33 protein-coding genes and 2 pseudogenes are annotated in these 25,146 nt (G+C 55.4%); 33 read left to right on the top strand and 2 right to left on the bottom strand.

All coding sequences use genetic code 11. The features are described from left to right. Nucleotides 1-140 precede the first annotated feature (140 nt). The 13 genes from tuf to rpsQ all read left to right on the top strand — a co-directional run bounded on the left by tuf (nt 141) and on the right by rpsQ (nt 10,913). A complete protein-coding gene (gene tuf, locus N6V40_RS07875) occupies nt 141-1,331 on the top strand; it encodes an elongation factor Tu (RefSeq protein ID WP_131088791.1) in 1,191 nt (396 codons plus the stop codon). A gap of 159 nt (nt 1,332-1,490) precedes the next feature. Beyond that, nucleotides 1,491-5,249: a hypothetical protein gene (locus N6V40_RS07880; RefSeq protein ID WP_262199593.1), complete on the top strand. Its 3,759-nt coding sequence runs from the start codon at nt 1,491-1,493 to the stop codon at nt 5,247-5,249. 434 nt (nt 5,250-5,683) lie between these two features. Beyond that, complete coding sequence (gene rpsJ, locus N6V40_RS07885; RefSeq protein ID WP_013349689.1) at nt 5,684-5,992, top strand: 30S ribosomal protein S10; 309 nt, start codon at nt 5,684-5,686, stop codon at nt 5,990-5,992. Nucleotides 5,993-6,012: 20 nt separating this feature from the next. Then, a complete protein-coding gene (gene rplC / locus N6V40_RS07890) occupies nt 6,013-6,663 on the top strand; it encodes a 50S ribosomal protein L3 (protein WP_131088789.1) in 651 nt (216 codons plus the stop codon). 4 nt (nt 6,664-6,667) lie between these two features. Then, on the top strand, nt 6,668-7,270 hold the full coding sequence (rplD, locus tag N6V40_RS07895; RefSeq protein ID WP_131088788.1) for a 50S ribosomal protein L4: 603 nt from the start codon (nt 6,668-6,670) through the stop codon (nt 7,268-7,270). After that, entirely contained in the window at nt 7,267-7,569 is a 303-nt protein-coding gene (gene rplW, locus N6V40_RS07900) for a 50S ribosomal protein L23 (protein WP_131088787.1), read from the top strand. Before rplD ends, rplW begins: the two co-directional genes overlap by 4 nt. Before the next feature lie 32 nt (nt 7,570-7,601). After that, a complete protein-coding gene (gene rplB / locus N6V40_RS07905) occupies nt 7,602-8,441 on the top strand; it encodes a 50S ribosomal protein L2 (RefSeq protein WP_131088786.1) in 840 nt (279 codons plus the stop codon). A gap of 12 nt (nt 8,442-8,453) precedes the next feature. Beyond that, the gene (rpsS, locus tag N6V40_RS07910) at nt 8,454-8,735 is read left to right on the top strand and encodes a 30S ribosomal protein S19 (RefSeq protein WP_013349684.1); all 282 of its coding nucleotides are present in this window, start codon (nt 8,454-8,456) and stop codon (nt 8,733-8,735) included. A 59-nt stretch (nt 8,736-8,794) separates the two neighbouring features. After that, entirely contained in the window at nt 8,795-9,157 is a 363-nt protein-coding gene (gene rplV, locus N6V40_RS07915) for a 50S ribosomal protein L22 (protein ID WP_022874133.1), read from the top strand. Then, entirely contained in the window at nt 9,158-9,943 is a 786-nt protein-coding gene (rpsC, locus tag N6V40_RS07920) for a 30S ribosomal protein S3 (protein ID WP_315973792.1), read from the top strand. Then, a complete protein-coding gene (rplP, locus tag N6V40_RS07925; protein ID WP_131088784.1) occupies nt 9,944-10,360 on the top strand; it encodes a 50S ribosomal protein L16 in 417 nt (138 codons plus the stop codon). It abuts the gene before it with no gap. Between the two features lie 2 nt (nt 10,361-10,362). After that, nucleotides 10,363-10,626 (top strand): 50S ribosomal protein L29, encoded by a 264-nt coding sequence (rpmC, locus tag N6V40_RS07930; RefSeq protein ID WP_131088783.1) that lies wholly within the window; start codon nt 10,363-10,365, stop codon nt 10,624-10,626. Continuing rightward, a complete protein-coding gene (rpsQ, locus tag N6V40_RS07935; protein ID WP_013349679.1) occupies nt 10,626-10,913 on the top strand; it encodes a 30S ribosomal protein S17 in 288 nt (95 codons plus the stop codon). The genes rpmC and rpsQ overlap by 1 nt, the downstream gene beginning before the upstream one ends. 312 nt (nt 10,914-11,225) lie before the next feature. On the opposite strand, the gene N6V40_RS07940 is transcribed toward rpsQ, so the two are convergent. After that, on the bottom strand, nt 11,226-11,945 hold the full coding sequence (locus tag N6V40_RS07940; protein WP_207306467.1) for a helix-turn-helix domain-containing protein: 720 nt from the start codon (nt 11,943-11,945) through the stop codon (nt 11,226-11,228). Nucleotides 11,946-12,013: 68 nt separating this feature from the next. Here N6V40_RS07940 and N6V40_RS07945 point away from each other — a divergent pair, with 68 nt between their 5' ends. From N6V40_RS07945 to rplQ, 20 genes and pseudogenes are all read left to right on the top strand, one after another. Next, the gene (locus N6V40_RS07945) at nt 12,014-12,535 is read left to right on the top strand and encodes a VOC family protein (protein ID WP_131088782.1); all 522 of its coding nucleotides are present in this window, start codon (nt 12,014-12,016) and stop codon (nt 12,533-12,535) included. Nucleotides 12,536-12,723: 188 nt separating this feature from the next. Further along, the gene (locus tag N6V40_RS07950) at nt 12,724-13,530 is read left to right on the top strand and encodes an endonuclease/exonuclease/phosphatase family protein (protein ID WP_262199598.1); all 807 of its coding nucleotides are present in this window, start codon (nt 12,724-12,726) and stop codon (nt 13,528-13,530) included. Nucleotides 13,531-14,009: 479 nt separating this feature from the next. Next, nucleotides 14,010-14,378, top strand: a complete 369-nt coding sequence (rplN, locus tag N6V40_RS07955) for a 50S ribosomal protein L14 (RefSeq protein WP_058254887.1) — start codon at nt 14,010-14,012, stop codon at nt 14,376-14,378. A gap of 2 nt (nt 14,379-14,380) precedes the next feature. Further along, a complete protein-coding gene (rplX, locus tag N6V40_RS07960) occupies nt 14,381-14,725 on the top strand; it encodes a 50S ribosomal protein L24 (protein WP_131088780.1) in 345 nt (114 codons plus the stop codon). After that, nucleotides 14,725-15,294 carry a 50S ribosomal protein L5 gene (gene rplE, locus N6V40_RS07965; protein ID WP_131088779.1) on the top strand — a complete coding sequence of 190 codons (570 nt, stop codon included), beginning with the start codon at nt 14,725-14,727 and terminating at the stop codon, nt 15,292-15,294. The genes rplX and rplE overlap by 1 nt, the downstream gene beginning before the upstream one ends. A 57-nt stretch (nt 15,295-15,351) precedes the next feature. Next, complete coding sequence (gene rpsH, locus N6V40_RS07970; protein ID WP_013349671.1) at nt 15,352-15,750, top strand: 30S ribosomal protein S8; 399 nt, start codon at nt 15,352-15,354, stop codon at nt 15,748-15,750. Between the two features lie 20 nt (nt 15,751-15,770). After that, nucleotides 15,771-16,307: a 50S ribosomal protein L6 gene (rplF, locus tag N6V40_RS07975; RefSeq protein ID WP_131088778.1), complete on the top strand. Its 537-nt coding sequence runs from the start codon at nt 15,771-15,773 to the stop codon at nt 16,305-16,307. A 2-nt stretch (nt 16,308-16,309) separates the two neighbouring features. Further along, on the top strand, nt 16,310-16,681 hold the full coding sequence (gene rplR / locus N6V40_RS07980; protein ID WP_131088777.1) for a 50S ribosomal protein L18: 372 nt from the start codon (nt 16,310-16,312) through the stop codon (nt 16,679-16,681). Between the two features lie 29 nt (nt 16,682-16,710). Beyond that, the gene (rpsE, locus tag N6V40_RS07985) at nt 16,711-17,388 is read left to right on the top strand and encodes a 30S ribosomal protein S5 (protein WP_207306507.1); all 678 of its coding nucleotides are present in this window, start codon (nt 16,711-16,713) and stop codon (nt 17,386-17,388) included. 3 nt (nt 17,389-17,391) lie between these two features. Then, on the top strand, nt 17,392-17,598 hold the full coding sequence (gene rpmD, locus N6V40_RS07990) for a 50S ribosomal protein L30 (protein WP_131088775.1): 207 nt from the start codon (nt 17,392-17,394) through the stop codon (nt 17,596-17,598). 2 nt (nt 17,599-17,600) lie between these two features. Continuing rightward, nucleotides 17,601-18,053 carry a 50S ribosomal protein L15 gene (gene rplO / locus N6V40_RS07995; RefSeq protein ID WP_131088774.1) on the top strand — a complete coding sequence of 151 codons (453 nt, stop codon included), beginning with the start codon at nt 17,601-17,603 and terminating at the stop codon, nt 18,051-18,053. A gap of 254 nt (nt 18,054-18,307) precedes the next feature. Then, nucleotides 18,308-19,612 (top strand): preprotein translocase subunit SecY, encoded by a 1,305-nt coding sequence (secY, locus tag N6V40_RS08000; RefSeq protein WP_131088773.1) that lies wholly within the window; start codon nt 18,308-18,310, stop codon nt 19,610-19,612. After that, the gene (locus tag N6V40_RS08005; RefSeq protein ID WP_262199599.1) at nt 19,609-20,181 is read left to right on the top strand and encodes an adenylate kinase; all 573 of its coding nucleotides are present in this window, start codon (nt 19,609-19,611) and stop codon (nt 20,179-20,181) included. The genes secY and N6V40_RS08005 overlap by 4 nt, the downstream gene beginning before the upstream one ends. A 120-nt stretch (nt 20,182-20,301) precedes the next feature. Continuing rightward, nucleotides 20,302-21,135, top strand: coding sequence for a type I methionyl aminopeptidase (gene map / locus N6V40_RS08010; RefSeq protein ID WP_262199600.1), 834 nt, complete (start codon nt 20,302-20,304; stop codon nt 21,133-21,135). Nucleotides 21,136-21,371: 236 nt separating this feature from the next. Then, entirely contained in the window at nt 21,372-21,593 is a 222-nt protein-coding gene (gene infA / locus N6V40_RS08015) for a translation initiation factor IF-1 (RefSeq protein ID WP_013349662.1), read from the top strand. Nucleotides 21,594-21,692: 99 nt separating this feature from the next. Continuing rightward, nucleotides 21,693-21,806, top strand: a complete 114-nt coding sequence (gene rpmJ, locus N6V40_RS08020; protein ID WP_013349661.1) for a 50S ribosomal protein L36 — start codon at nt 21,693-21,695, stop codon at nt 21,804-21,806. Nucleotides 21,807-21,954: 148 nt separating this feature from the next. Then, nucleotides 21,955-22,329 (top strand): 30S ribosomal protein S13, encoded by a 375-nt coding sequence (gene rpsM / locus N6V40_RS08025; protein ID WP_022874115.1) that lies wholly within the window; start codon nt 21,955-21,957, stop codon nt 22,327-22,329. Nucleotides 22,330-22,372: 43 nt separating this feature from the next. Next, nucleotides 22,373-22,774: a 30S ribosomal protein S11 gene (gene rpsK, locus N6V40_RS08030; protein ID WP_131088770.1), complete on the top strand. Its 402-nt coding sequence runs from the start codon at nt 22,373-22,375 to the stop codon at nt 22,772-22,774. A 165-nt stretch (nt 22,775-22,939) separates the two neighbouring features. After that, nucleotides 22,940-23,942, top strand: a pseudogene (locus N6V40_RS08035) (DNA-directed RNA polymerase subunit alpha). A gap of 83 nt (nt 23,943-24,025) precedes the next feature. After that, a pseudogene (gene rplQ / locus N6V40_RS08040) lies at nt 24,026-24,481 on the top strand (50S ribosomal protein L17); the annotation flags it as partial. 106 nt (nt 24,482-24,587) lie between these two features. Here the strand turns inward: rplQ and N6V40_RS08045 are convergent. Next, nucleotides 24,588-25,028, bottom strand: a complete 441-nt coding sequence (locus N6V40_RS08045) for a hypothetical protein (RefSeq protein ID WP_262199603.1) — start codon at nt 25,026-25,028, stop codon at nt 24,588-24,590. Between the last annotated feature and the right edge of the window lie 118 nt (nt 25,029-25,146).

The following is a 25,146-nucleotide window of genomic DNA, read 5'->3' on the forward strand; positions in this document are numbered from 1 at the left end:
ACGAGGGATTTGCATCACATGCAGGGCCCGCAGAGGACCGAAATTTCCATAATTATCCACGCCCCCAGTAGACTAATTGAAGTTCGTTTGCGAACCGCGCAGACGAAAAAGTCTTCTGTAAATGTTTCTAGGAGGAACTTGTGGCAAAGGCAAAGTTCGAGCGCAACAAGCCGCACGTCAACATTGGTACCATCGGTCACGTTGACCACGGTAAGACCACTCTGACGGCAGCTATCTCCAAGGTTCTGGCTGACAAGTACCCAGACCTGAACGAAAAGCGCGACTTCGCTAACATCGACTCGGCTCCAGAAGAGCGCCAGCGCGGTATTACTATCAATATCTCGCACATCGAGTACCAGACCGAGAAGCGTCACTACGCACACGTTGACGCTCCAGGCCACGCTGACTATGTCAAGAACATGATCACCGGTGCTGCTCAGATGGACGGCGCAATCCTCGTGGTTGCTGCTACCGATGGTCCAATGGCTCAGACCCGCGAGCACGTTCTGCTGGCCCGCCAGGTTGGTGTTCCAACCTTGATGGTTGCACTGAACAAGTCGGACATGGTTGATGACGAAGAGCTTCTCGAGCTCGTGGAGATGGAAGTTCGCGAACTTCTTTCCTCCCAGGGCTTCGATGGCGACGACGCACCAGTTGTTCGCGTTTCCGGCCTGAAGGCTCTGGAAGGCGACGAGAAGTGGGTTGCAGCTGTTGAGGAACTGATGGACGCTGTTGACAGCTACATCCCAGATCCAGTACGTGACCGTGACAAGCCATTCTTGATGCCTATCGAGGACGTCTTCACCATCACCGGTCGCGGTACCGTAGTAACCGGTCGCGCCGAGCGTGGCACCCTTGCTCTCAACTCGGAAGTTGAGATCGTTGGTATCCGCCCAGTGCAGAAGACCACCGTTACCGGTATCGAGATGTTCCACAAGCAGCTTGACGAAGCATGGGCTGGCGAGAACTGTGGCCTTCTGCTTCGCGGTCTGAAGCGCGACGATGTTGAGCGTGGCCAGGTTATCGTAGCTCCAGGCTCGATCACCCCACACACCAACTTCGATGCAAACGTCTACATCCTGTCGAAGGACGAAGGCGGACGTCACAACCCGTTCTACTCGAACTACCGTCCGCAGTTCTACTTCCGCACCACCGACGTAACCGGCGTTATCACTCTTCCAGAGGGTACCGAAATGGTTATGCCTGGCGACAACACCGAAATGTCGGTTGAGCTGATTCAGCCAATCGCTATGGAGGAAGGCCTCGGCTTCGCTATTCGTGAAGGCGGCCGCACCGTTGGTTCGGGCAAGGTCACCGCAATCACCAAGTAGTCTCTACTTGATGATTTAGATCCTCGGATCTGAGAAATCCCCCAGCACTGTTACGGTGCTGGGGGATTTTTGTGTCCCCAAGATTTTGCGCTAGCGATTATTTCAATAAGCTGGTGTAATTGGTGAGCATAATGGATCATCACTAGGGGAGTGGCGATAATGGTCGGTTCAACGTTGTTCGCGATTTTGCTGATCGTTCTAGCCTTCGTTCTTGGGCAAAAGCGTGGACGCAGTAAAGCCGAAGAAGACAACGTCGGCTCCGCCCAACTGCGCGAAGCCTGGCAACAAGGCTATGAAGCGGCCCAAGAATTTCTGCGCAACTCAACTCTTGCTGATCAAGGGCAGGCGCCGCCAGGTACTGCCGTGGCCCCGCTGTATGGATCAACTCCGCAGCTATCCCCACCAACCAATACTTCCTATGCGCAGCCAGTAGCTCCTGGGGTAGGCCAGCCGTATCTGACACGGCAACCCATCGGGCCAAGACCACAAGAAAACATAACCACCGGCCCCATTGTTGTAGCCAAACCGGTCAAGGTACTAACCAAGCGTGAGCGCGAACTGCGCAATATCAATATCACCTTGTATGTAGCCGCCCTGATGATCGTTGCCGCTGGCGCACTATTCCTCAGCTTCGCCTTGCCCCCAGTACTCAAGCTGGTTGGTCTTTTCTTACTGGCTGCAGTGTTCTACGTTGGTGGACTGCTCACTCACGCATTCAAATCTTCCTTGAAGCCGGCAGGCGCTGCCTTTGCCGGTACCGGCATGGCGCTGCTGCCACTGGGTGGCATCGCTACCTACAACACCCTCGATGTGTCCGGCCCAGTGATCTGGTTTGTCTTCTCTGCAATCTCGACACTGGCGGTTGGCTACGCAACGATTAGATTCAAGTCTCGAGTCTTGGCATGGGTAGCCGTACTCATTCTGGTCAGCACCTCCATGGCTGGAGCTGCGATGTTGCAGCGCGGAATGCTTTATTACCTACTGTTCCTCTTGGCGCTGTCGGTGCTCCTGCTCTTGTTGGCTGTCTTCAGTGACCGCGTGCGTAACTCTGCGTTCTACACGGCTCTTTCGAGTACAGCCCAACTACTGCCTGCGCTGGTAGGACTGTTGGCACTGGTGCTGCTGCCGGAACTTTCGAGCAGAGACTACCTATGGATCTTCTTCTTGCTCACCGGACAGCTACTGCTCAGCGTTAAACTGCTCAGCCAATTCCGGCTGTATCGGTTGTATGCTGCCCGGCTGAGCTTCATGCTCATGCTGGTCGCTGCCTGCGACTATGCAGGATTTACCGGTTCGGTCGCGGCTATCACTGTAGCTGTAGCACTAGCCTTTCAAGGTGTGCTGGTACTTCGTTATGCAGCTTCCTACCGTCAACGACTAGGCATCAGCGCGACCCACGTGCGTTATGAACGTGGAGCACTATGGGCACTGGCACTCATCGCCGCCGCACTGTCCTACTTCCTCACTGGTACTGAAGGAACTACAGGCTGGATCAGTTACGTCGCCATCCCACTGTTGATGACTGCCACAATCTTTGGCGTGATGAAACGTTCGAGGGTTGAAACCCTCGCGTTGCCGGGATTTGCGCTGGTACCTATCCTCGATCTCGCGGAGCATTTCTGGCGTCCGTTGCCAAGCCTGGCCCTGGGCATTCTCGCGCTCTCGGTGATACGCAGCAGTTCCCACCATGGCTGGAATGTGCTGCGGAGCTACGCTCGCTGGGTGCTGCTGCTTAGTTTGGGTGGTGCACTGGGCGGAACGTTGTGGGAAACCACTGGCAAGCGTTCGGATCTAGCTCTCATGTTGTCGGTGGGTGTTGGACTTACGCTCGTTGCGTTGGGCTACTGGGTTCTGGCCACATTCGCTACAACGCGTGGCGAACTTAGCGTCAAGGACGATTCGCACCGGTTGATCCGTCTGGGCGGTTCGGCACTGGTGGTGGCACTGACCTTGGTTGCCTGGCGTATCACCGGAGCATCACATGAGGCGCAGGCGCAACTTGTTGGTATCTCTTCTCTGAGCTGGTTTACCACTATTTTGCTGCTGACCGCCGTGGTCACCGCAGTATCCGGCTGGTGGCTTGCGGGCAAGACTGCCCAGCAGACGCGTCTCAACGATTCGATTCGAGGTGCGGCAAGCCTGATGCTGTTGCTGACCTACTCACTCAGCTTCAACCGAGCGAACTGGTACCTAGCCCTGGCGGTTGGAACCATTGGGCTTCTCTTCTTCCTGCTCAGCTTGCGCCAAGAGCAACGCCTGTCATGGAAAATTCGCAACGCTACCTTCGCCCAGGTGCTCTTTAGCACCATGGTTTGGTGGTTCGTTGACGTTCACCAGTTTGATATCCACGGACGCTACGTGCTGCTACTGCTCTCGCTAGTTGTTCCGCAGTTGCTACGCCTGGTACGCAACGCACTGAAGACGAAGGTTCTGTCTCAAGAACTTCAATGGATTGCCACCGGTTTACTCATCCTTGAACCGGTCAGCCTGTTTGTCTACATGTATGGTGTGCCGGACCCGGATCGAGGCGCGCTGCTACTTGCTGCACTACTTTGGGCCGTACACGGGGCAACCGCCTATTGGGCCCAACATCAGCTAGCAGTTGCTCGGCAGCTCTATATGTTGCCGACAATCTTGGGTGTAACCTTCTTGGTCTGTATTCCAGCAATGGCTTTGGGACAGAACACCGGTTGGATCCGCTCTTCGTGGTGGACCAAGGATGTTGCCAGTGTGCTCTTGTTGCTACTTGTCCTTGTGGCTACCTTGGCCGAATGGCGTCTGCGCACCAAGAAGAACTTCTCGATAGCTACCGGTGTGGGGATCTTCGTTCCGGCCATGACAGTTGCGCTGTGGCAGTTGGGCACCTGGTTCGAAGTACTGGCCCTGTTGCTGGTGGCTGTGGTGTTGGTGCTGTTCGTTGTGACTCGTCGCAGTGCTTGGTACGCGATTGCTGCAGGTGTGACCATCACGTACCTCGGTATTCGTGCGGTGAAGCTGTTGCGCGATCGTTCAGGTGCCAACGCTTTAGAAGCCATGGATCGTGTTTGGGTTTTGCTAGCTGTCGCGCTGGTCTTCTACCTATTGGCTACCGCGCATGGACGGTGGGCTCAGCCCGTACCTGCCTATCCTGAAGCAAACTACCGTAGTGACAACGCGGTGGGTGGGGCAGCGCGGTTGTACTTCGCGCAGATGATGGTGGCTGGATTTAGTGCCGGACTCATTGCGCATAGTAAAACCGACGGCGCTTTCAGCGTTATTGGGGGAGCGGCCCTCATTCTTGCGGTGGCAACAGCTACCTACATTTTTGAACTACCCGAGAAGTTCCGCCCCTATATGCCGGACGCACTCTTTGTGCTCGCGGCCCTGCTGGGCCTGAGTAGCTACGCATTCCTAGAGTCTGTGCCGCAGGCCAGCACCGTGTGCCTCTACCTGTGCGCCATCGCCGTGGTCTTGGTGATCTGGCGGAATCTGCGCGTGGACCGCCAGCTTGAACGCATCTATCTGATTTCTGCAGCGACAGCCGCCAGCCTCAGCTTGATCTTCTCCTTGATGGACGCCAATCCTGTGGTACAGATCTTGGCCTTGATCTTCTTCGCTGCCCTAGTAGCCTGGAGCCTGAAACAAGGGGATAAGTTGTTGATCTGGTGGGGCGCCATCGCCATGACGGTTGCGGTGCTGTGGTTCCTGCGCGAGCTGGCCTTCCTCTGGTTAGTCATCATTGGCTTGGGCCTGATTGTTGCTGCGGTCTTCAAATTGGTGAAGGTTGATAAGGCCAATAATCCGTCAATGCCAGAGCCAACTGCGCAGCCGCAACAACCAGCAGGCGCGGCTCCGGTGCAGCCGGGGATGCCATGGATGCGAGCTGCGCAAGAAGACGATGTGCGGCAAGATCCAACTGTCAAAGATCCCGAAGAGTAAAAGTGCAGTGTCTAATGCAGTCTCTTAGGCGCGGTGAGGTCAAGATCACGGGGCTAGAAGGCCATAAAAGATTTGCGCGATCGTTGCCGACCTGTCAGACTAGATAAGTTGCTTGATTGCAACCCGATCCTCTTTGTTGGGGTAATCGGATCTGGTTTGAACAACCGGGATTGGCTCTCACACAGGATAATGCCTGTGGTTCGGGATCAATACAACTGCTTCAAACTATAAGGCCCTCGATAAAGTGAGAACTTTGCGGTCTTGTCGTGACTGAAAATTTCACGACACGCCCGAGTTCGGGGGTCGGAGCCACCTGCGGGTGAGGAACCCGGATTTATTCGGATTCAGTCGCAGCGTAAGGCGTGCCGGTTCGCAAGAACCCGTATATAGGCACAGAAATTTTAGATAGTGCTAACAGAAAGAGGCATGACGCCATGGCGGGACAGAAAATCCGCATCCGGCTGAAGTCGTATGACCACGAGGTCATTGACGTTTCGGCCCGGAAGATCGTTGAGACGGTCACGCGCGCAGGCGCAACCGTAGTCGGCCCAGTGCCGCTGCCAACGGAGAAGAACGTGTACTGCGTTATCCGTTCGCCACACAAGTACAAAGACAGCCGTGAGCACTTCGAAATGCGCACGCACAAGCGTCTGATCGACATCGTTGATCCGACCCCGAAGGCTGTTGATTCGCTGATGCGTCTCGACCTGCCAGCGGATGTCAACATCGAAATCAAGCTTTAAGGGGAGGTGGCGAGAAAACTATGACCGCAACCCGTAATTTCAAGGGCCTGTTGGGCACGAAGCTCGGCATGACCCAGGTTTGGGATTCGAACAACAACCTGATTCCTGTCACCGTCGTGCAGGCTGATAGCAACGTTGTCACCAAGCTCATCAACGCTGAGCGCGATGGCTACACCGCAGTTCAGATCGGCTACGGCCAGATCGATCCTCGCAAGGTCACCAAGCCACTGGCTGGTCACTTCGAGGCTGCAGGCGTAACCCCACGTCGTCACCTGGTAGAACTGCGCACCGCAGACGCTGCCGAGTACACCGCTGGTCAGGAACTTTCCGTAGAGCTCTTCGAAGCCGGCCAGAAGGTCGACGTCGTAGGTACCTCTAAGGGTAAGGGCTTCGCCGGCGTTATGAAGCGCCACAACTTCCATGGTGTTGGCGCATCGCACGGTGCTCACAAGAACCACCGTAAGCCAGGTTCCATCGGCGGCGCATCGACCCCAGGTCGCGTTTTCCGTGGACAGAAGATGGCTGGTCGTATGGGTGCTGAGCGTGTTACCACTCAGAACCTGACCATTCACGCTATCGACGCTGAGAAGAACCTCCTGCTGATCAAGGGTGCCGTTCCAGGCGCCCGCGGCCGCGTCGTTCTCGTACGCAACGCCGTGAAGGGAGCATAAGTAAATGACTAAGGCACTTAACGTCGAACTGCCTGCAGAGATCTTCGACGTACAGACCAACGTCCCGCTGCTGCACCAGGTTGTCGTTGCACAGCTTGCTGCTGCCCGCCAGGGTACCCACAAGACCAAGGACCGCTCCGAGGTTTCGGGTGCAGGTCGCAAGCCGTTCAAGCAGAAGGGTACCGGCCGCGCCCGTCAGGGTTCGATCCGTGCTCCACACATGACCGGCGGTGGCATTGTCCACGGTCCAACCCCACGTGATTACTCGCAGCGTACCCCGAAGAAGATGAAGGCTGCTGCACTGCGCGGCGCTTTGTCTGATCGCGCACGCTTCGATCGCGTTCACGTGATTGAGAACTTGGTTGCAGGGGAAACCCCATCGACCAAGGATGCTCTGGCTACCTTGCGTTCACTCACCGAGCGCAAGAACCTGCTTGTCGTCATCGATCGTGCCAACGATGTTGCAGCCCTTTCGGTTCGCAACCTCGACGCTGTGCATGTTCTGTACGTCGACCAGCTGAACACCTACGATGTTCTGGTTTCGGATGACGTAGTCTTCACCAAGGCTGCCTTCGATGCCCTGGTCCAGAAGGAGGAAGCCAAGTGAGCGCGTTCTCAAAGGCTCCACACGACGTGGTCATCGCACCAGTCGTTTCGGAAAAGAGCTACGGTCTGATCGATCAAGGTCAGTACACCTTCGAGGTGGCACCTAGCTCAAATAAGACGGAAATCAAGTACGCCGTTGAAGCTATCTTCAACGTCAAAGTTGATTCTGTAAACACCATCAACCGAGTCGGTAAGCGCAAGCGCACCCGCTTCGGGTGGGGTGCACGCAAGAGTACCAAGCGTGCCATCATCACCCTGAAGGAAGGCTCGATTGACATCTTCGGCGGTCCGCTTTCCTAAGCGGAGACCACTTTAACGAGGAATTAAAATAAATGGGAATTCGTAAGTACAAGCCGACTACCCCGGGCCTTCGCGGCTCGTCGGTAGCCGACTTCGCAGAAATCACCCGATCGACTCCGGAAAAGTCGCTGGTTCGTCCGCTCACCAAGACTGGCGGCCGTAACAACTCCGGTAAGATCACCACCCGACACAAGGGTGGCGGACACAAGCGCGCTTACCGTGTTATCGACTTCCGTCGTCACGATAAGGACGGCATTCCGGCAAAGGTCGCTCACATTGAGTACGACCCAAACCGTACTGCACGTATCGCACTGCTCCACTACGCAGATGGCGCCAAGCGCTACATCATTGCACCGAACAACCTCAAGCAGGGTGACCCAATTGAAGCCGGCGTAGAAGCCGACATCAAGCCAGGTAACAACCTGCCACTGCGTAACATCCCGGTTGGTACCGTGATTCACGCTGTGGAGCTTCGTCCAGGTGGCGGCGCTAAGATGGCTCGTTCCGCTGGTGCTTCGATTCAGCTGGTTGCCCGTGAGGGTCGCTTCGCTCAGCTGCGTTTGCCTTCAGGCGAAATCCGCAACGTTGATGTGCGCTGCCGCGCAACCATCGGCGAAGTTGGTAACGCTGAGCAGATCAACATCAACTGGGGTAAGGCCGGCCGTATGCGCTGGAAGGGCGTACGCCCAACCGTTCGTGGCGTTGTCATGAACCCAGTTGACCACCCACACGGTGGTGGTGAAGGTAAGACCTCCGGTGGTCGTCACCCGGTCAACCCTAACGGTAAGCGTGAAGGACGCACCCGTCGTCCGAATAAGGAAAGCGACAAGCTCATTGTGCGTCGTCGCAAGACCGGCAAGAACAAGCGATAGGAGCCTGGAAACATGCCACGCAGCCTGAAGAAAGGCCCCTTCGTCGATCAGCACCTGTTCCTAAAGGTCGTTGCTGAAAACGATAAGGGCACCAAGAACGTCATCAAGACGTGGTCCCGCCGTTCGATGATCATCCCGGACATGCTGGGACACACCATCGCCGTACATGACGGTCGCAAGCACATTCCTGTGTTCGTTACCGAATCTATGGTTGGTCACAAGCTCGGAGAGTTTGCTCCAACCCGTACGTTCCGTGGCCACGTGAAGGACGACAAGAAGGGCAAGCGCCGCTAGGCCCCGCAAGGGATCTAGTATCGCTTAGCACTTCTTCGATAGACGAGAGAAGGATAGCAATGGAAGCCAAGGCAATTGCGCGTCACATCCGCGTAACGCCTATGAAGGCCCGGCGCGTCGTCAACCTTGTTCGTGGTCTACAGACCAACGAAGCACTGGCCATCTTGAAGTTTGCCCCACAGGCAGCTTCGGAGCCGGTATACAAGGTTGTCGCATCGGCAGTGGCTAACGCCCGTGCCGCCGCGGACCGCGCAGGTGAAGCATTCAATGAGGACGAGCTGATTATCAGCGAAGCGTTTGTTGACGAAGGTCCGACCATGAAGCGGTTCCAGCCGCGTGCTCAGGGTCGCGCATTCCAGATCAAGAAGCGCACCAGCCACGTGACTGTGGTTGTTTCAACCCAGAAGGGTGGGGAGAACTAAATGGGACAGAAGGTAAATCCGAACGGTTTCCGTCTCGGCATCACCACTGACCACATCTCGCACTGGTTCGCTGATTCCAGCAAGCCAGGCCAGCGTTACGCGGATTACGTAAAAGAAGACGTACAGATCCGTGCACTGCTGTCCAAGGGAATGGATCGTGCAGGCATCGCCCGCGTCGAAATCGAACGTACCCGTGACCGTGTGCGTGTGGATATCCACACCGCTCGTCCAGGTATCGTCATCGGTCGTCGTGGCGCCGAAGCAGACCGCATTCGCGGAGAGCTCGAAAAGCTTTCCAACAAGCAGGTTCAGCTGAACATCCTCGAGGTCAAGAACCCTGACATGGAGGCCCAGTTGGTCGCCCAGGGCATCGCCGAGCAGCTTGCTTCACGTGTGGCTTTCCGCCGTGCGATGAAGAAGGCAATGCAGTCGGCAATGCGCGCTGGTGCCAAGGGTATCCGCGTTCAGTGCTCCGGTCGACTTGGCGGCGCAGAAATGTCCCGCAAGGAGTTCTACCGCGAAGGTCGTGTGCCGCTGCACACCCTGCGTGCGAACATCGACTTCGGCAAGTTCGAAGCCAAGACCACCTTCGGCCGTATCGGCGTGAAGGTTTGGATCTACAAGGGTGACGTAACCGCCAAGGAACTGGCTGCACAGCAGGCTGCTGCTGCTCCAGCTCGCGGTGGTCGCGGTGGCGGAAACGATCGTCCACGTGGCGGCGAACGCCGTCGTCGTAACGATCGTAAGGGCGCTGCAGCTCCGGCTGCGGAAGGAGGAGAGGCTTAAATGCTTATCCCACGTCGAGTCAAGTTCCGTAAGCAGCACCACCCAAAGCGTTCGGGTGCTGCCAAGGGCGGTACCACCGTATCGTTCGGTGAGTACGGCATCCAGGCGTTGACCCCGGCTTACGTGACTAACCGTCAGATCGAAGCCGCTCGTATCGCCATGACCCGTTACATCAAGCGTGGCGGCAAGGTGTGGATTAACATCTACCCTGACCGTCCCTTGACCAAGAAGCCTGCTGAAACCCGTATGGGTTCCGGTAAGGGTTCACCTGAGTGGTGGGTCGCCAACGTCAAGCCAGGACGAGTCATGTTTGAACTCGGTGGCGTCAGTGAAGAGGTAGCTAAAGAGGCATTGCGTCTTGCAATCCACAAGCTACCAATGAAGGCACGCATCGTGCGTCGTGAAGGTGGTGAATAGGGATGTCTCTCGGTTCTAAAGACCTTAGCATTGAGTCCCTGGACGGCTTCGATTCTGCTCGTTTGAACGAGGAATTGAAGAAGGCCAAGGCAGAACTGTTCAACCTGCGTTTCCAGTCGGCTACCGGCCAGCTAGAGAGCAACGCGAACCTGAAGGCTATCAAGCGCGATATCGCCCGCATTTACACTGTGCTGCGCGAACGTGAGCTGGGCATTCGTCAGGATGTCGTCGTTCCGGTTGAAGAAACCAAGAAGGAATCCAAGTAATGAGCGAGAAGGAGAACGGTGTGGATAACGCTACCGAGCGTAACGACCGCAAGACCCTCCGTGGTTACGTGGTTTCCGACAAGATGCAGAAGACCATCGTCGTTGACGTTGAGGACCGTGTAAAGCACGCCCTTTACGGCAAGGTTATGCGTCGCAACAAGAACGTAAAGGCTCATGACGAGAACAACGAAGCCGGCATCGGCGACTTGGTTGTAATCGCTGAGACCCGCCCGCTGTCTGCTGACAAGCGCTGGCGTCTCGTTGAGATCGTAGAGAAGGCTAAGTAAGCTTTCGACTCGATTTCACGGATCTCGTGATTGAAGAATGCCCCGAACACTTCGAAAGAAGAGTTCGGGGCATTTCTGCGTCTAGGGGACGCTGGACCATTTTAAGCTACGTTCGCAATCGGCACCAGGGTTCCATAATGAACTCCCAATTCAGAGCGTTAGTACCGATTCGAATGGGTTAAGTCTTCATCAGGATTCTTGGCGTTGTGTCGTTCGATAGTTGGTCACTCGGAAATCGCTAACTGCTTCGATAATCGCTAGGGAGTAGCCGAGTACTTTCCGGAAGTCTGTCGACATGTGAGCCTGGTCGGTTTAGCCGAGGTCTACGGCTAATGTGGCAAGCGAGGCTTGCGGATGCTCGCGTAAATGCAAGGCGGCTTCTTGCAACCGGTAGCGCCGAATGACGGACAACGGAGAAAGCCCTAAGTATTTTAGGGACAGGCGTTGCAGGCTACGTACAGTCAGGTTTAGATCTGTAGCGACTTGATCAACACGTAGCGCGGTACGGTCCGCCGAAACGTAATCCAAGAATTTGTTGGCTAGCGTTCCTGATTCATTGATCGGTGGCAAGCATCGTTCGAGCCACACAGACAAATGATGAGCACAACGTTCATTCAACTGGTCGTCGCCACGTAGTTGTCGCTCTTTCAACAAGGCCTGATGAAGATCATGAGCGTTTATCGGTAGCTCTTGATCTAGTAGCTGTTGTGGTGAGCAATTGGTCAGAGAAGCAACATAAGGAGCAGCTGCAGGGCGGAGCAAGGCGGCTACCGCCCAGCCTGAACCCCGCAGGTCCTTATGGGATGCGCCGTTGCTTGGACCTGAGACAGTCACTCCCTCAGGCTGCACGACAACATTCATCAGCGGGAAAGGTAAGAGCTGTTGACGAGAACTTCTGCCGGCAGCAAGCTGCCAGCGAGAAATCCAGAACCAGCTAACGTACTGCTGCATATGTTCGGGAGGTAGGATGCGTTCGAATTCTGGGAGCCGTGCAGGATATAGAACACCTCGACCATCATGAATATCAGCCATGCAAGCGCTCCTCAAATCCGTCGCAAATTTACAAGCCCCAGCATTGCACACGTACGTAGTCTTGAGACATGAAAAATCACAACGAATTGGTGCATGGTGTCACCGGAACGCACACCACCGCTGGCGTTCCGCACGGAGTAACTTCACTGACTCCATTTCTCGCCGTTGCCAATGCGCGGAAGGCACTGGAGTTCTACAAAGATGTTTTCGGAGCGCGGATCATCGATGCCACAAGCATGGGCGGTGTTGTCGTGCATGCTGAAATAGATTTTGGCCAGGGACACCTACAGATTGGTGAGCCCAATCCGGCATACGGTCTGGTGCCACCGCCGGAGGCTCCGAACGCCTCCTACTCCTTGGGTCTGTACTGCGAAGAAGTGGATGCCGTGCTGGCTAGAGCGATTGAAGCGGGAGCTACGGTGAGGGAACCGGTGACTAATTTTGTTTCCGGCGACAGATTCGCTTCCATCATCGATCCATTCGGTGTGCGGTGGTCGATCATGAGCCGGGTTGAAGATCTGAGCGAAGAGGAAAGCGCGCAACGCGTGGCGGAATGGGCTGCTCAGCAGTCGGGTAGCGCTTCGTCGTAAACGCTTTCGCGTTGGTGGTCAACTAAGCTGAGCACATGTCAAAATATCGCCCACATCCACGTTGGCCGTGGAAGTGGGCGATATTGCTGATGACCTGTTTCAGCACTGGAGCCCTGCCGTACGTTCCGTGGCTTGCCGGCGGTTGGTTACCCCGACTTCAAGCATTCCAACCATGGACGTTACTTGCAGTGGCGGTCATCGTCTTGTTCACGCTCATGAGGCGGCGTTGGCTAGTTGCTTCGCTCACTGTGGTGCTGTTGGTGATGGGGATGGCTCCCAATGTAGTTTGGCCTAGCGATCAGGCAACGCTGGAGGGCGCTAGTGCCGATGTCACCGTGTTCTCTTTCAATGCGCTCAAAGCCGGTGCGGACGCAAAGCAACTCGCAACGAGTATCCAGCAGGTAGATCCTGATGTCGTGGTGCTTGTTGAAACGAGTGAAGCGCTGCACGACCGGCTGCGCGCGGAAGGCGCTTTAGGCTCGTTGAAATACCGCAGCGCACCGGTACCCACAGGAGGCGAACGGGATACCGTGATCTTTTCGCGGTATCCGCTAAAGGACCTCGGCGGTAGTCTGGGCCCGGGGGTCACCGGCTGGTATGGGATGCCCGTTGTGGAAGTCGAATTACCGGGTAGGACTCTCACCGTAGTGGGCGTTCACGTATATCCGCCTTTGGGCAGCGCGAAGCGGTGGGCCCAAGGCTTGTCCGCGTTACAACATTGGATAGGCGAGGAAGGCAACAAGCCGTTGATCCTAGCAGGGGACTTCAACTCGGCGAGGAGCCATCCGCAGTTTCGGAAACTGGCTTCGATTATGGACGACGAGTCAACGTTGTTTCCGCTGTCAACCTGGCCGGCTAATAGAAACGTGCCACCACTGCTGGGCATAGACCATGTTCTGTCGAGAGGATTCATTCCATTGGAACAAGAGACACTGCAGATTCATGGCTCGGATCATCTGGCGATCAAGGCTACGTTTGGCCTCATAGGCAGGTAGCGCCCTGTGCTTCATTTGAGCGGCATCGTCTATAGCAAATATTTTCTGAAAATCATTCAGGAAGCCATGGGCAGTCAGAAGAATTACCTGCAGTGTTGGTGTTAGTCGACCACATCAGAAAATTTGGCCGCGGTCATGAACGTTGATATGCCGGGGGAGTACGTGGTGTCTGATGTGACGAACGACGCCTATTTTCCGCATACCACACCATTTCGGTTTTGTGCCACTCTGCGCTAGACTTGTAACCCTGTGCGCATTGTGTTCGGGGACTATCCACCTTCGGCACGATGCAGTGCGGTCTAAATCAGTTTAGATGCACAAGTACAGCCTCGGTATTTTACGCCTCGGCCCTGCCGCCAATTGAGATCAGCATTCGGTGCGCTCGCGACGGTGGGGGTAAGCGATACGTGCCGTGGAGACCATATCCGTTCCGCAAGGCTCGATTTATAAGAGAACCAGCGAGACGACAGGAGTAAGAAGTGATTCAGCAGGAGTCGCGACTTAAGGTTGCCGACAACACCGGTGCTAAGGAAATCCTTACCATCCGTGTTCTTGGTGGCTCGAAGCGTCGCTACGCAAGCATTGGCGACACTATTGTCGCTACCGTCAAGGATGCAATTCCTGGCGGCAACGTAAAGAAGGGCGACGTCGTCAAGGCAGTCGTCGTTCGCACTAAGAAGGAAATCCGTCGTGCAGACGGTTCCTACATCAAGTTCGACGAGAACGCAGCTGTGATCTTGAAGAACGAAGGTGAACCACGCGGTACCCGTATTTTCGGCCCAGTGGGTCGTGAACTTCGTGACAAGAAGTTCATGAAGATCGTTTCGCTGGCTCCGGAGGTGCTGTAACCATGGGCGCAAAGATCAAAAAGGGTGACCTGGTTCAGATCATCTCAGGCAAGGATCGTGGCTTGCAGGGCAAAGTCCTGAAGGTCATCACCGATACCAACCGCGTACTTGTTGAAGGCGTTAACCGCGTCACCAAGCACACCAAGGCAGGTCAGACCGAATCAGGTTCGACCACCGGCGGCATCACGGTTGTTGAGGCTCCAGTGCACGTTTCTAACGTTGCAGTGGTTGACCCAGAAACCAAGAAGCCAACCCGCGTCGGTTTCCGCGAGGAAACCGTAGAAAAGAACGGCGTGTCCAAGACTGTACGCGTCCGTTTCGCCAAGGCTTCCGGAAAGGATCTGTAATGACTGAAGCAGCCACCAAGATCCAGCCACGTCTGAAGGCTAAGTACAACGCAGAGATCCGCCCTGCTTTGCAGGAGCAGTTCAACTACGTCAACACCATGCAGGTCCCAGGCCTGACCAAGGTTGTAGTGAACATGGGTGTCGGCGAAGCTGCCAAGGACTCGAAGCTCATTGAAGGTGCCGTCAAGGACCTGACCGCAATTACCGGTCAGAAGCCAGTGGTAACCAAGGCTCGCAAGTCCATCGCACAGTTCAAGCTGCGCGAAGGCATGCCAATTGGTACGCACACCACCCTGCGTAACGATCGCATGTGGGAATTCATTGATCGCTTGATCACCCTGGCACTGCCTCGTATCCGCGACTTCCGCGGTTTGAGCGACCGTCAGTTCGATGGCAATGGTAACTACACTTTCGGTCTGACCGAACAGTCGATGTTCCATGAAATCGATCAGGACAAGATCGATCGCGTGCGCGGTATGGACATCACTGTGGTGACCACCGCCAAGACTGATGACGAAGGCCGTGCCTTGCTAAAGGCTCTGGGCTTCCCATTCAAGACCAACAACTAATCTCACTACGTTACAGGTCCGCTAAGGAAACCGTAACGAGGAAGGGCTGAAGCCCACATGTCTATGACAGATCCAGTCGCAGATATGCTGACTCGTCTGCGTAACGCTAACTCGGCATACCACGACACTGTGTCGATGCCGTCGAGCAAGCTAAAAGTACGCATTGCTAACATCCTCAAGGAACAGGGCTACATTGCCTCGTTCGAGGAAGTTGCTGCAGAAGTCGGCAAGACTCTGACCATCACCTTGAAGTACGGCCCATCGCGTGAGCGTTCAATCGCTGGCGTACGTCGTATCTCCAAGCCAGGTCTTCGCGTATACGCAAAGTCCACCAACTTGCCTCACGTGCTCGGTGGTCTTGGTATCGCAATCCTGTCCACCTCCTCCGGTCTGCTTACTGACCGTCAGGCTGCAAAGAAGGGCGTGGGTGGGGAAGTCCTCGCCTACGTCTGGTAACGGAAAGGGAGAAACATACAATGTCACGTATTGGACGTCTTCCGATCACCGTTCCTGCAAACGTTGAGCTAAATGTCGATGGCCAGCAGGTCGCCGTCAAGGGCCCGAAGGGTGAACTTTCGATCACCGTCAAGGCTCCTATCACCGTTGCCAAGGACGAGAACACTGTTACCGTCAACCGCCCCAACGACGGCCGCGAGGCTCGTTCGTTGCACGGTCTGACTCGCACCCTGATCAACAACATGATCATCGGTGTCACCGAGGGTTACGAGAAGAAGCTCGAAATCCACGGAACCGGTTACCGCGTACTGGCCAAGGGCGCTGACCTGGAGCTTGCTCTGGGTTACTCGCACCCAGTAAAGGTTGCAGCCGTTGAGGGTGTCACCTACTCGGTAGAGGGCAACAACAAAATCACCGTCGCTGGTATTGATAAGCAGCACGTCGGTGAAGTTGCCGCCAACATCCGCAAGCTGCGTAAGACCGAGCCTTACAAGGGCAAGGGTATTCGTTACGCTGGCGAGATCATCCGCCGCAAGGTCGGAAAGGCTGGTAAGTAATTATGGCTATCGGAATCAAGGGCAAGAGCAAGTCCGCTCAGCGCGGTCGTCGTCACCAGCGTGTGCGCAAGCACATCGTTGGTACCACTGCTCGTCCACGCTTGGTTATCAACCGCTCGGCTCGTCACATGTTCGTTCAGATCGTGGACGACTCGCAGGGTCTGACCCTGGCCAGCGCTTCGACCATGGAAGCAGATCTTCGCAATAGCGATGCTGACAAGTCCGCAAAGTCCAAGCGCGTTGGTGAGCTCGTTGCAGAGCGCGCCAAGGCTGCTGGCATCGAAGCAGTTGTCTTCGACCGCGGTGGCAACAAGTACCACGGTCGCGTGGCTGCTGTTGCTGACGGCGCACGTGAAGGTGGGCTGGCACTGTGAGCGAAGCAACTAACAAGAAGGAAACTCAGGTGTCTGAAGCTACTGAAGCAGTCGAGACTGCATCGGCTCCCGCTACCGAGAACGCTGGATCCCGCCGTGGCGAAGGCCGCGGTCGTGGTGAAGGTCGTGGACGTGGCGAAGGCCGCGGCCGTGGCCGTGACCAGAAGGACAGCCGCAACGAAGACAAGGACAAGTTCCTTGAGCGCGTTGTAGCTATCAACCGCGTATCCAAGGTCGTCAAGGGTGGTCGTCGCTTTAGCTTCACCGCACTTGTCGTTGTTGGTGACGGTAACGGTATGGTCGGCGTTGGCTACGGTAAGGCCAAGGAAGTTCCTGCAGCTATCGCTAAGGGCGTTGAAGTGGCTAAGAAGTCATTCTTCCGCGTTCCACGTGTTGGCACCACCATTCCACACCTGGTCAAGGGTGAGGCCGCCGCTGGCGTTGTCTTGCTTCGTCCAGCTGCTCCTGGTACCGGTGTTATCGCCGGTGGTCCAGTGCGCGCCGTGTTGGAATGCGCAGGCATCCATGACGTTCTGTCGAAGTCGATGGGTTCAAGCAACCAGATCAACATCGTTCAGGGAACCATTGCTGCACTGAAGGCTCTTGAAGAGCCTGCAGCTGTTGCAGCTCGCCGCGGTCTTCCGCTGGACGAAGTTGCACCAGCAGCAATGCTGCGTCACATCCAGTCCCAGAAGGCAGGTGCTTAATCAATGGCTAAGAACATTGTTGTAAGCGACGCCAACCTGGAAATCACCCAGATCAAGTCCATCATCGGTGGTAGCCAGTCCCAGCGCGACGTTGTTCGCTCGTTGGGCCTGAAGCGCATCGGACACACCGTTGTCCGCTCCGCTGACCCTGTGACTGTTGGTATGGTCAACAAGGTCCCACACCTGTTGAAGGTTGAGGAGGCGAAGTAGAGATGGCTGAAGAAAAAGCACTAAAGATTCACCACCTGCGCCCAGCTGAGGGTGCAAAGACTGCCAAGACCCGCGTTGGTCGCGGTGAAGGTTCAAAGGGTAAGACCGCTGGTCGCGGTACCAAGGGTACCAAGGCTCGTTACCAGGTGAAGGCAGGATTCGCAGGTGGACAGCTTCCACTGCACATGCGTCTGCCTAAGCTGCGTGGCTTCAAGAACCCATTCCGCGTCGAGTTCCAGGTTGTAAACCTGGACAAGATCTCGGAATTGTTCCCAGAAGGCGGCGAAGTTACCGTAGAGGCACTTGTTGCCAAGGGCGCTGTTCGCAAGAACCAGCCTGTAAAGGTCCTGGGCACTGGCGATATCACGGTTAAGGTTGACGTGAAGGTTGACGCCTTCTCGACTTCCGCTTCCGAGAAGATCGCTGCTGCTGGCGGCTCGGCAGAAACCCTCTAAATCAGGGTTAGCCTTTGAGTGGTCCCGGTTCACGTTGAGTAATCAACGTGAACCGGGACCATTCTGCTATCGGCGAGAAAGTTTCAAAGATAACTATTAATGCTTGCCTGATCTGGCCTTTAACATTTCTATCGATTCACAGTTGCGACTCAATCGTGTGGCGTATTTGGCAGGATAGTACTGTTCACGGCTAGAATCGTTAGGTCATAGGAAGTATCTCTTCCTAGGCTCAAGCACTTACTTCAGGAGGACGCTTGTTCAGCGCCATAGCCCGAGTTTTTCGGACGCCTGATCTGCGCAACAAGTTGCTGTTCACGCTTGGGATCATCGCGATCTATCGTGTCGGTGTATTCATTCCCTCTCCGGGAATCGATTACAGCAACGTTCAGCAGTGTCTGGCAATGGGTGAAACCACCGGTGGACTTTATTCGTTCGTGAACCTGTTCAGTGGCGGCGCCCTGTTGCAGGTCTCCATTTTTGCAATGGGAATCATGCCGTACATTACGGCGTCCATCATTACCCAGTTGCTGCGTGTGGTGATCCCGCACTTCGAAACCTTGCATAAGGAAGGCCAAGCCGGGCAAGCCAAGCTAACGCAGTACACGCGTTACCTCACCATCGCCCTCGCCTTGTTGCAGGGAACCACTCTGGTGACCCTTGCCCGTACCGGTAGCCTGTTCCCAAGCTGCTCGCTACCGCTGGTTCCAGATGACTCACTGATCGTGATTCTTCTGATGATCATGACCCTCACTGCAGGCACCAGCCTGATCATGTGGATGGGTGAATTGATCACCGAACGCGGTATCGGTAACGGCATGTCCATCCTGATCTTCATCTCTATTGCTTCGGGCTTCCCATCCTCGATGGGTTCGATCCTTCAGGCACAGGGCGTGATGGCATTTATTGGTGTGCTGCTTGTTGGTTTGCTCATCGTGGCCCTTGTGGTCTTCGTGGAGCAGTCCCAGCGTCGCATCCCGGTTCAGTACGCTAAACGCACCGTAGGCCGACGCACCGTGGGTGGCACCTCCACCTACATCCCGCTGAAGCTGAACATGGCCAACGTGATCCCAGTGATCTTTGCCAGCTCCATCTTGGCTCTGCCACAGATGCTGGTGCAGTTCAACCAGAACGATGACGGAACCTTGCCAGGCTGGGCAATGTGGCTGCAAGAGCACTCCTCAACCTCGTCACCTTGGTACATGCTGGTCTACACGCTGATGATCATCGGCTTTGCCTACTTCTACGTTGCGATTACCTTCAACCCGGTTGAGGTCTCCGACAACATGAAGCAGTACGGCGGATTCATCCCAGGCATTCGCGCCGGTAAGCCTACCGCCGAATACCTGCAGTACGTGATTTCTCGAATTACCTTGCCGGGCGCGCTGTACCTCGCGTTCGTCGCGTTGATCCCACTGATCGCCTTCGTGCTGTTCAACGCAGATCAGAGCTTCCCATTTGGCGGAACATCGATCCTCATTATGGTTGGTGTGGGATTGGAAACCGTTAAACAAATCAATGCTCAAATGCAGCAACGAAACTATGAAGGGCTACTGCGATGAGTCGACTGCTAATTATTGGACCTCCAGGTGCCGGCAAAGGTACCCAGGCGGTAAAGATCTCCGAGCGTTTGGATATTGTTGCCATCTCCACCGGCGACATCTTCCGTGCCAACGTCAAGGGCGGCACCCCGCTAGGGATCGAAGCCAGTAAGTACATTGACAACGGTGACTTTGTACCTGATTCGGTAACCAACAATATGGTTGACGATCGACTGAACCAGGCAGACGTAGCCAAGGGCTTCCTGCTCGACGGTTACCCACGCACCAGCGCACAGGTCGACGCACTGGACGCCATGTTGGCTGCCAAGGGCATCGCACTGGACGCTGTACTGCAGCTAACTGCCGATGATGATGAACTGGTAGCTCGTCTGCTCAAGCGTGCAGAAATCGAAGGCCGCGCAGATGACACCGAAGAAGTCATCCGCCACCGCCTGAGCCTGTACAACGAAGAGACCCGCGTTGTTGTAGATCGCTATGAAGAGCGTGGCATCGTGCGCAAGGTCGATGGCCTCGGTGCGATCGAAGAAGTTACCGAGCGTGTACTGGCAGCGTTGAACGTCAACGCCTAAGCCAGCTCGAAATACACGGCGCAGGGATCGTGCAGCAACAATTGAACGTTGCAGCGCGGTCCCTGCGCAGTTTTTAGCAAGATCCACAAAGAAGCAACATATCTAGCTAGGGGAATGATATTGGCTTTCGGACAGCCTCGTATCGAGTACAAATCCAACTCTGAAATCCTGAAGATGCGTCAGGCCGGACTGGTTCTGGCAGAAGCGTTGGACGAAGCCGTTGCGATGGCTCGCCCCGGTGTCACCACCGAAGCGATCAACCAACTCTTCGGCAAGGTGCTGGAACGCAACAACGCCACCAGCAACTTCTTGGGCTACCACGGCTTCCCAGCGAACATCTGCGCCTCGGTCAACCACGAAGTGGTCCACGGCTTCCCATCAAACTATGAACTCAAAGATGGTGACGTGCTCAAGATTGATGGCGGCGCCATTGTTGATGGCTGGCATTCGGACTCGGCTCGCACCGTGCTCGTCGGCAAGAACATTGACCCAGCCGATCAGCGCCTGAGCGACATCACCGAGCAGGCCATGTGGGCCGGCATCGGGGCCGCTGCCAACGCACGCTTCATCGGACAGATCGGTGAAGCCATTGATGACTTTGTGACCAGCCAGCCAGGGGCCGAGCTAGGCATCCTGGAAGACTACTGCGGTCACGGCATCGGCTCAGCCATGCACATGGCCCCGGATGTGCTGAACTACAACTCCGGCCACCGTGGTTCACGCATCAAGCCAGGTATGGCACTGGCCATTGAGCCCATGCTGGTTCGTGGCAACATCGAAACCTCGATCCTAGAAGATGACTGGACCGTGGTCACCAACGACAAGTCCAACGCTTCGCAGTGGGAGCACACCGTAGCCTTCCACATGGGTGGCATCTGGGTGCTCTCGGCTCATGATGGGGGAGAAGCTGGACTGGCTCCCTTCGGTGTGACCCCATCGCCTATCAAGGGCTAATGAAGCACTAAGAACCATCAGCATTAATAGATCCAGCACGTGACCCAGCGGTCGCGTGCTGGATCTAACATTTTAAGTCAGAGAACGATTGGCACTCATCGGCACAATAGCGTATCGTTGACTGTTGGTTCGTGATTTAAGTGTGCCCAAAATTCTTTGTTTGGGAATCACCGATCAGGAGCCAGAACCAATTACTTGTTGGCGAAAAATCACCAACAAAAAAGTTAGCGGGGAAAATGGGCAAGAAGGAAGGCGTCATCCAGGTAGAGGGCACCGTCTCAGAGGCACTGCCGAACGCGATGTTCCGCGTGGAGCTGCCGAATGGACACGTAGTGCTCGCCACTATCTCGGGTAAGATGCGTCAGCACTACATTCGAATCCTCCCAGAGGACCGAGTGCAGGTTGAAATGAGCCCATACGATCTCAACCGAGGTCGTATCGTTTACCGCTACAAGTAAACCGCAGACCAAAAACTTTCTCAGTGAAAACTGAATGATTGTTCTTGGACAAGCTTTTTACTGCTCCACATTTAACTGCAACCGCAAAAGGACAAAGCCTTGAAGGTTAACCCTAGCGTGAAGCCGATCTGCGACAAGTGCAAGGTGATCCGTCGTAACGGCGTGGTCATGGTGATCTGCGAGAACCCACGCCACAAGCAGCGTCAGGGCTAATTCCGTTTTTACGGGATTCCCACGCGTAGTCAATTAGGCAGTATCAGCTAGGACTTATGTCCTGGTGTACCCCCGGGTTCGGAGGCCGGGGCCACGAGTAATCGTGGATGGTACTGCTCCAGACCTCCGTTCGTTGAAAGGTAGCCACTTGGCTCGTTTAGCAGGCGTGGACATTCCACGCGAGAAGCGCGTAATTATCGCGCTGACTTACATCTACGGCGTGGGCAAGACCCGTGCAGAAGAGACCATCGCGGCGACCGGGATCAACCCGGACACTCGCGTTAAGGATCTCACCGATGACCAGCTCGTGCAGCTGCGCGACTTCGTCGAAGGCACTTACAAGGTTGAAGGTGACCTGCGCCGTGAGGTTCAGGCTGACATTCGCCGTAAGGTTGAGATCGGATCCTACGAAGGTATTCGTCACCGTAAGGGCCTGCCGGTCCGCGGCCAGCGCACCAAGACCAACGCACGTACCCGTAAGGGCCCGAAGCGTACCGTCGCAGGTAAGAAGAAGACTCGCTAAATCTTAGCGATCTAACTCAAATACTTTTTTCGTAGGAGAAGAAATGCCCCCAAAGACTCGTGGAGCGGTACGTAAGCCGCGTCGCAAGGACAAAAAGAATATTGCGCAGGGACAGGCGCATATCAAGAGCACCTTCAACAACACCATCGTATCGATTACCGATCCGTCCGGTGCTGTTATCTCGTGGGCTTCGGCCGGCGAGGTAGGCATGAAGGGTTCGCGTAAGTCGACCCCATACGCTGCCCAGATGGCTGCTGAAGCTGCTGCAAAGCGCGCTCAGGAGCACGGCATGCGCAAGGTTGACGTTTTCGTCAAGGGCCCAGGCTCGGGACGCGAAACCGCGATCCGTTCGCTGCAGGCTGCTGGCCTTGAGGTTGGATCCATCCAGGATGTTTCCCCAAGCGCTCACAACGGTTGCCGCCCATCAAAGCGTCGCCGCGTCTAATTGATTCGCTAGGCTAGGCCTAAGAAGTCACCGAAGCATTTTCAAGTGCTCCGGTGACTATCTTGGACTCATATGCCTGCAAAAGACGAACGGCCACCTTTGGCTACCGTCGTTTCCACCCCCGTGAGGCGTCATATAGCGGACGCTCGCTGAAAGGAAATGTAAGTGCTCATTACGCAGCGCCCAACCCTGACCGAAGAAGTAGTTGCCGATAATCGCTCCCGGTTCGTCATTGAACCACTGGAGCCAGGCTTTGGTTACACCCTTGGTAACTCGCTTCGCCGTACCCTGCTCTCCTCGATCCCTGGTGCTTCTGTTACCAGTGTTCGTATTGACGGAGTACTGCACGAGTTCACCACCGTAGCCGGTGTCAAAGAAGATGTCACCGAACTGATCTTGAACATCAAGAACCTCTCGGTCTCTTCTGAGCACGACGAGCCAGTCGTTGCCTACCTGCGCAAGCAGGGCCCAGGCATCGTTACTGCAGCGGACATCACCCCACCAGCTGGTGTTGAGTTCCACAACCCTGATCTGCACATCGCAACCTTGAATGCCAATGGCAAGTTCGATATGGAACTGACCATTGAGCGTGGCCGTGGCTATGTGTCAGCAGCTCAGAACAAGAACATTGACGGCGAGATTGGCCGAATCCCTGTGGATTCGATCTACTCCCCAGTTCTTAAAGGTAACTTTCCGCGTGGAAGCTACCCGTGTTGAGCAGCGCACCGACTTCGATCGTTTGATCGTTGACGTTGAGACCAAGGAATCGATCACCCCGCGCGATGCAGTTGCATCCGCAGGTACCACCCTGGTTGAACTGTTCGGTTTGTTCCGCGAACTGAACACTGCAGCTGAAGGTATCGAAATCGGCCCATCGCCTACGGACGCAGCTATGGCTGCTGACATGGCACTGCCGATCGAGGATCTGGAACTGACCGTTCGTTCGTACAACTGCTTGAAGCGTGAGGGCATCCACTCTGTGGGTGAACTCGTTACTCGCTCCGAGGCAGACTTGATGGACATCCGTAACTTCGGTGCGAAGTCCATTGACGAAGTCAAGGCCAAGCTGGTTGAACTGGGTCTGGCCCTGAAGGATTCCCCTCCAGGCTTTGATCTGGCCGCTCGTAGCGCCATCGAAGATGGCGACGATTACGACGAAGGTCTGTAAGACTTCCGTCTAGCGACACACTACTTCATCCGCTTACACGATAAGTTTCGTGCAGGACGGGTTATTCATCTAGGAGAACCACAATGCCTACCCCTACAAAGGGTCCGCGTCTCGGCGGCAGTGCAGCACATGAGCGATTGATTTTCGCTAACATGTCGGCACAGCTCTTCGAGAACAAGAAGATCACCACCACCCTTACCCGTGCCAAGCGTCTGCGTCCACACGCAGAGCGTTTGATCACCTTCGCAAAGCGCGGAGACCTGGCATCGCGTCGCCGCGTCCAGGGCGTCATCGCTTCGCGTTCGCGCACCAACAAGTCGATCGTTCACGAGCTTTTCGAGAACATCGCACCAGCAATGGCAAACCGCGAGGGTGGCTACACCCGCATCACCAAGATTGGTAACCGCAAGGGCGACAACGCTCCTATGGCAGTTATCGAGCTAGTGATGGAGCCAGTTTCGCCAAAGCAGGCCGTCGTCAAGGAAGCCACCAAGGCTACCGAGAAGGCTGCACCTGAGGCAGAGGCAACCGAAGAGGCGTAAGTCTTCTTCGAGCTAAAGCTCATTCACCCCTAGGGGTGATAAAGAAAATTCCCGTTGAATCCGAAAGGACCAACGGGAATTTTCTAGTTTAACGAGAATTTGCTTAGCTGAAGGATTCAAGTTCAGGGCACTTGATGCCCAAGTATTCTGTTTCCTCGCTGGTGTCCTGGTCTTCTAAGGCCGTGAGCTTTTGATCGGTCTGAGCCACATTGCTACTGGTGCCTTCAGCCATTACCGCAGAGACCTGGTTGCTCTGTTCAGCTGTGGCGTGCAGTGCCTTGGCAAGCTTCTTGTCTTTGGTCTTTTCGGCCGCATCAGTGAGGATGCCTGAATACTCATCGATGACCAAGGAGTAGCCCTTCATATCACCAGCTATGAGATCTTCACTGACGTCCTCAGACTTTTGCAGCAGTTGCTTGATCGCAACCTGTTCATTGACGTAGTCACACGTATCTTGGGTATTCAGCTTTCCCGAAGCGCAACCAACCAAAACGGTGGCAGTCAGGCTTAGGACTGCGGTCGCTGCAGCAACCTTCTTGATCATGTATTTCCTTGTGTAGTGATGATGTGCCGGCCAGTGCTTTAAACAAGGACTACCGACAATGCTTTAAGCCTACACAAGCGAAGTATTCCAAGGTTTCTTTGGCTCGGGATTATGGCCT

Origin of the sequence: Glutamicibacter sp. M10, assembly GCF_025452055.1 — a bacterium.
Classification (GTDB): Bacteria; Actinomycetota; Actinomycetes; order Actinomycetales; family Micrococcaceae; genus Glutamicibacter.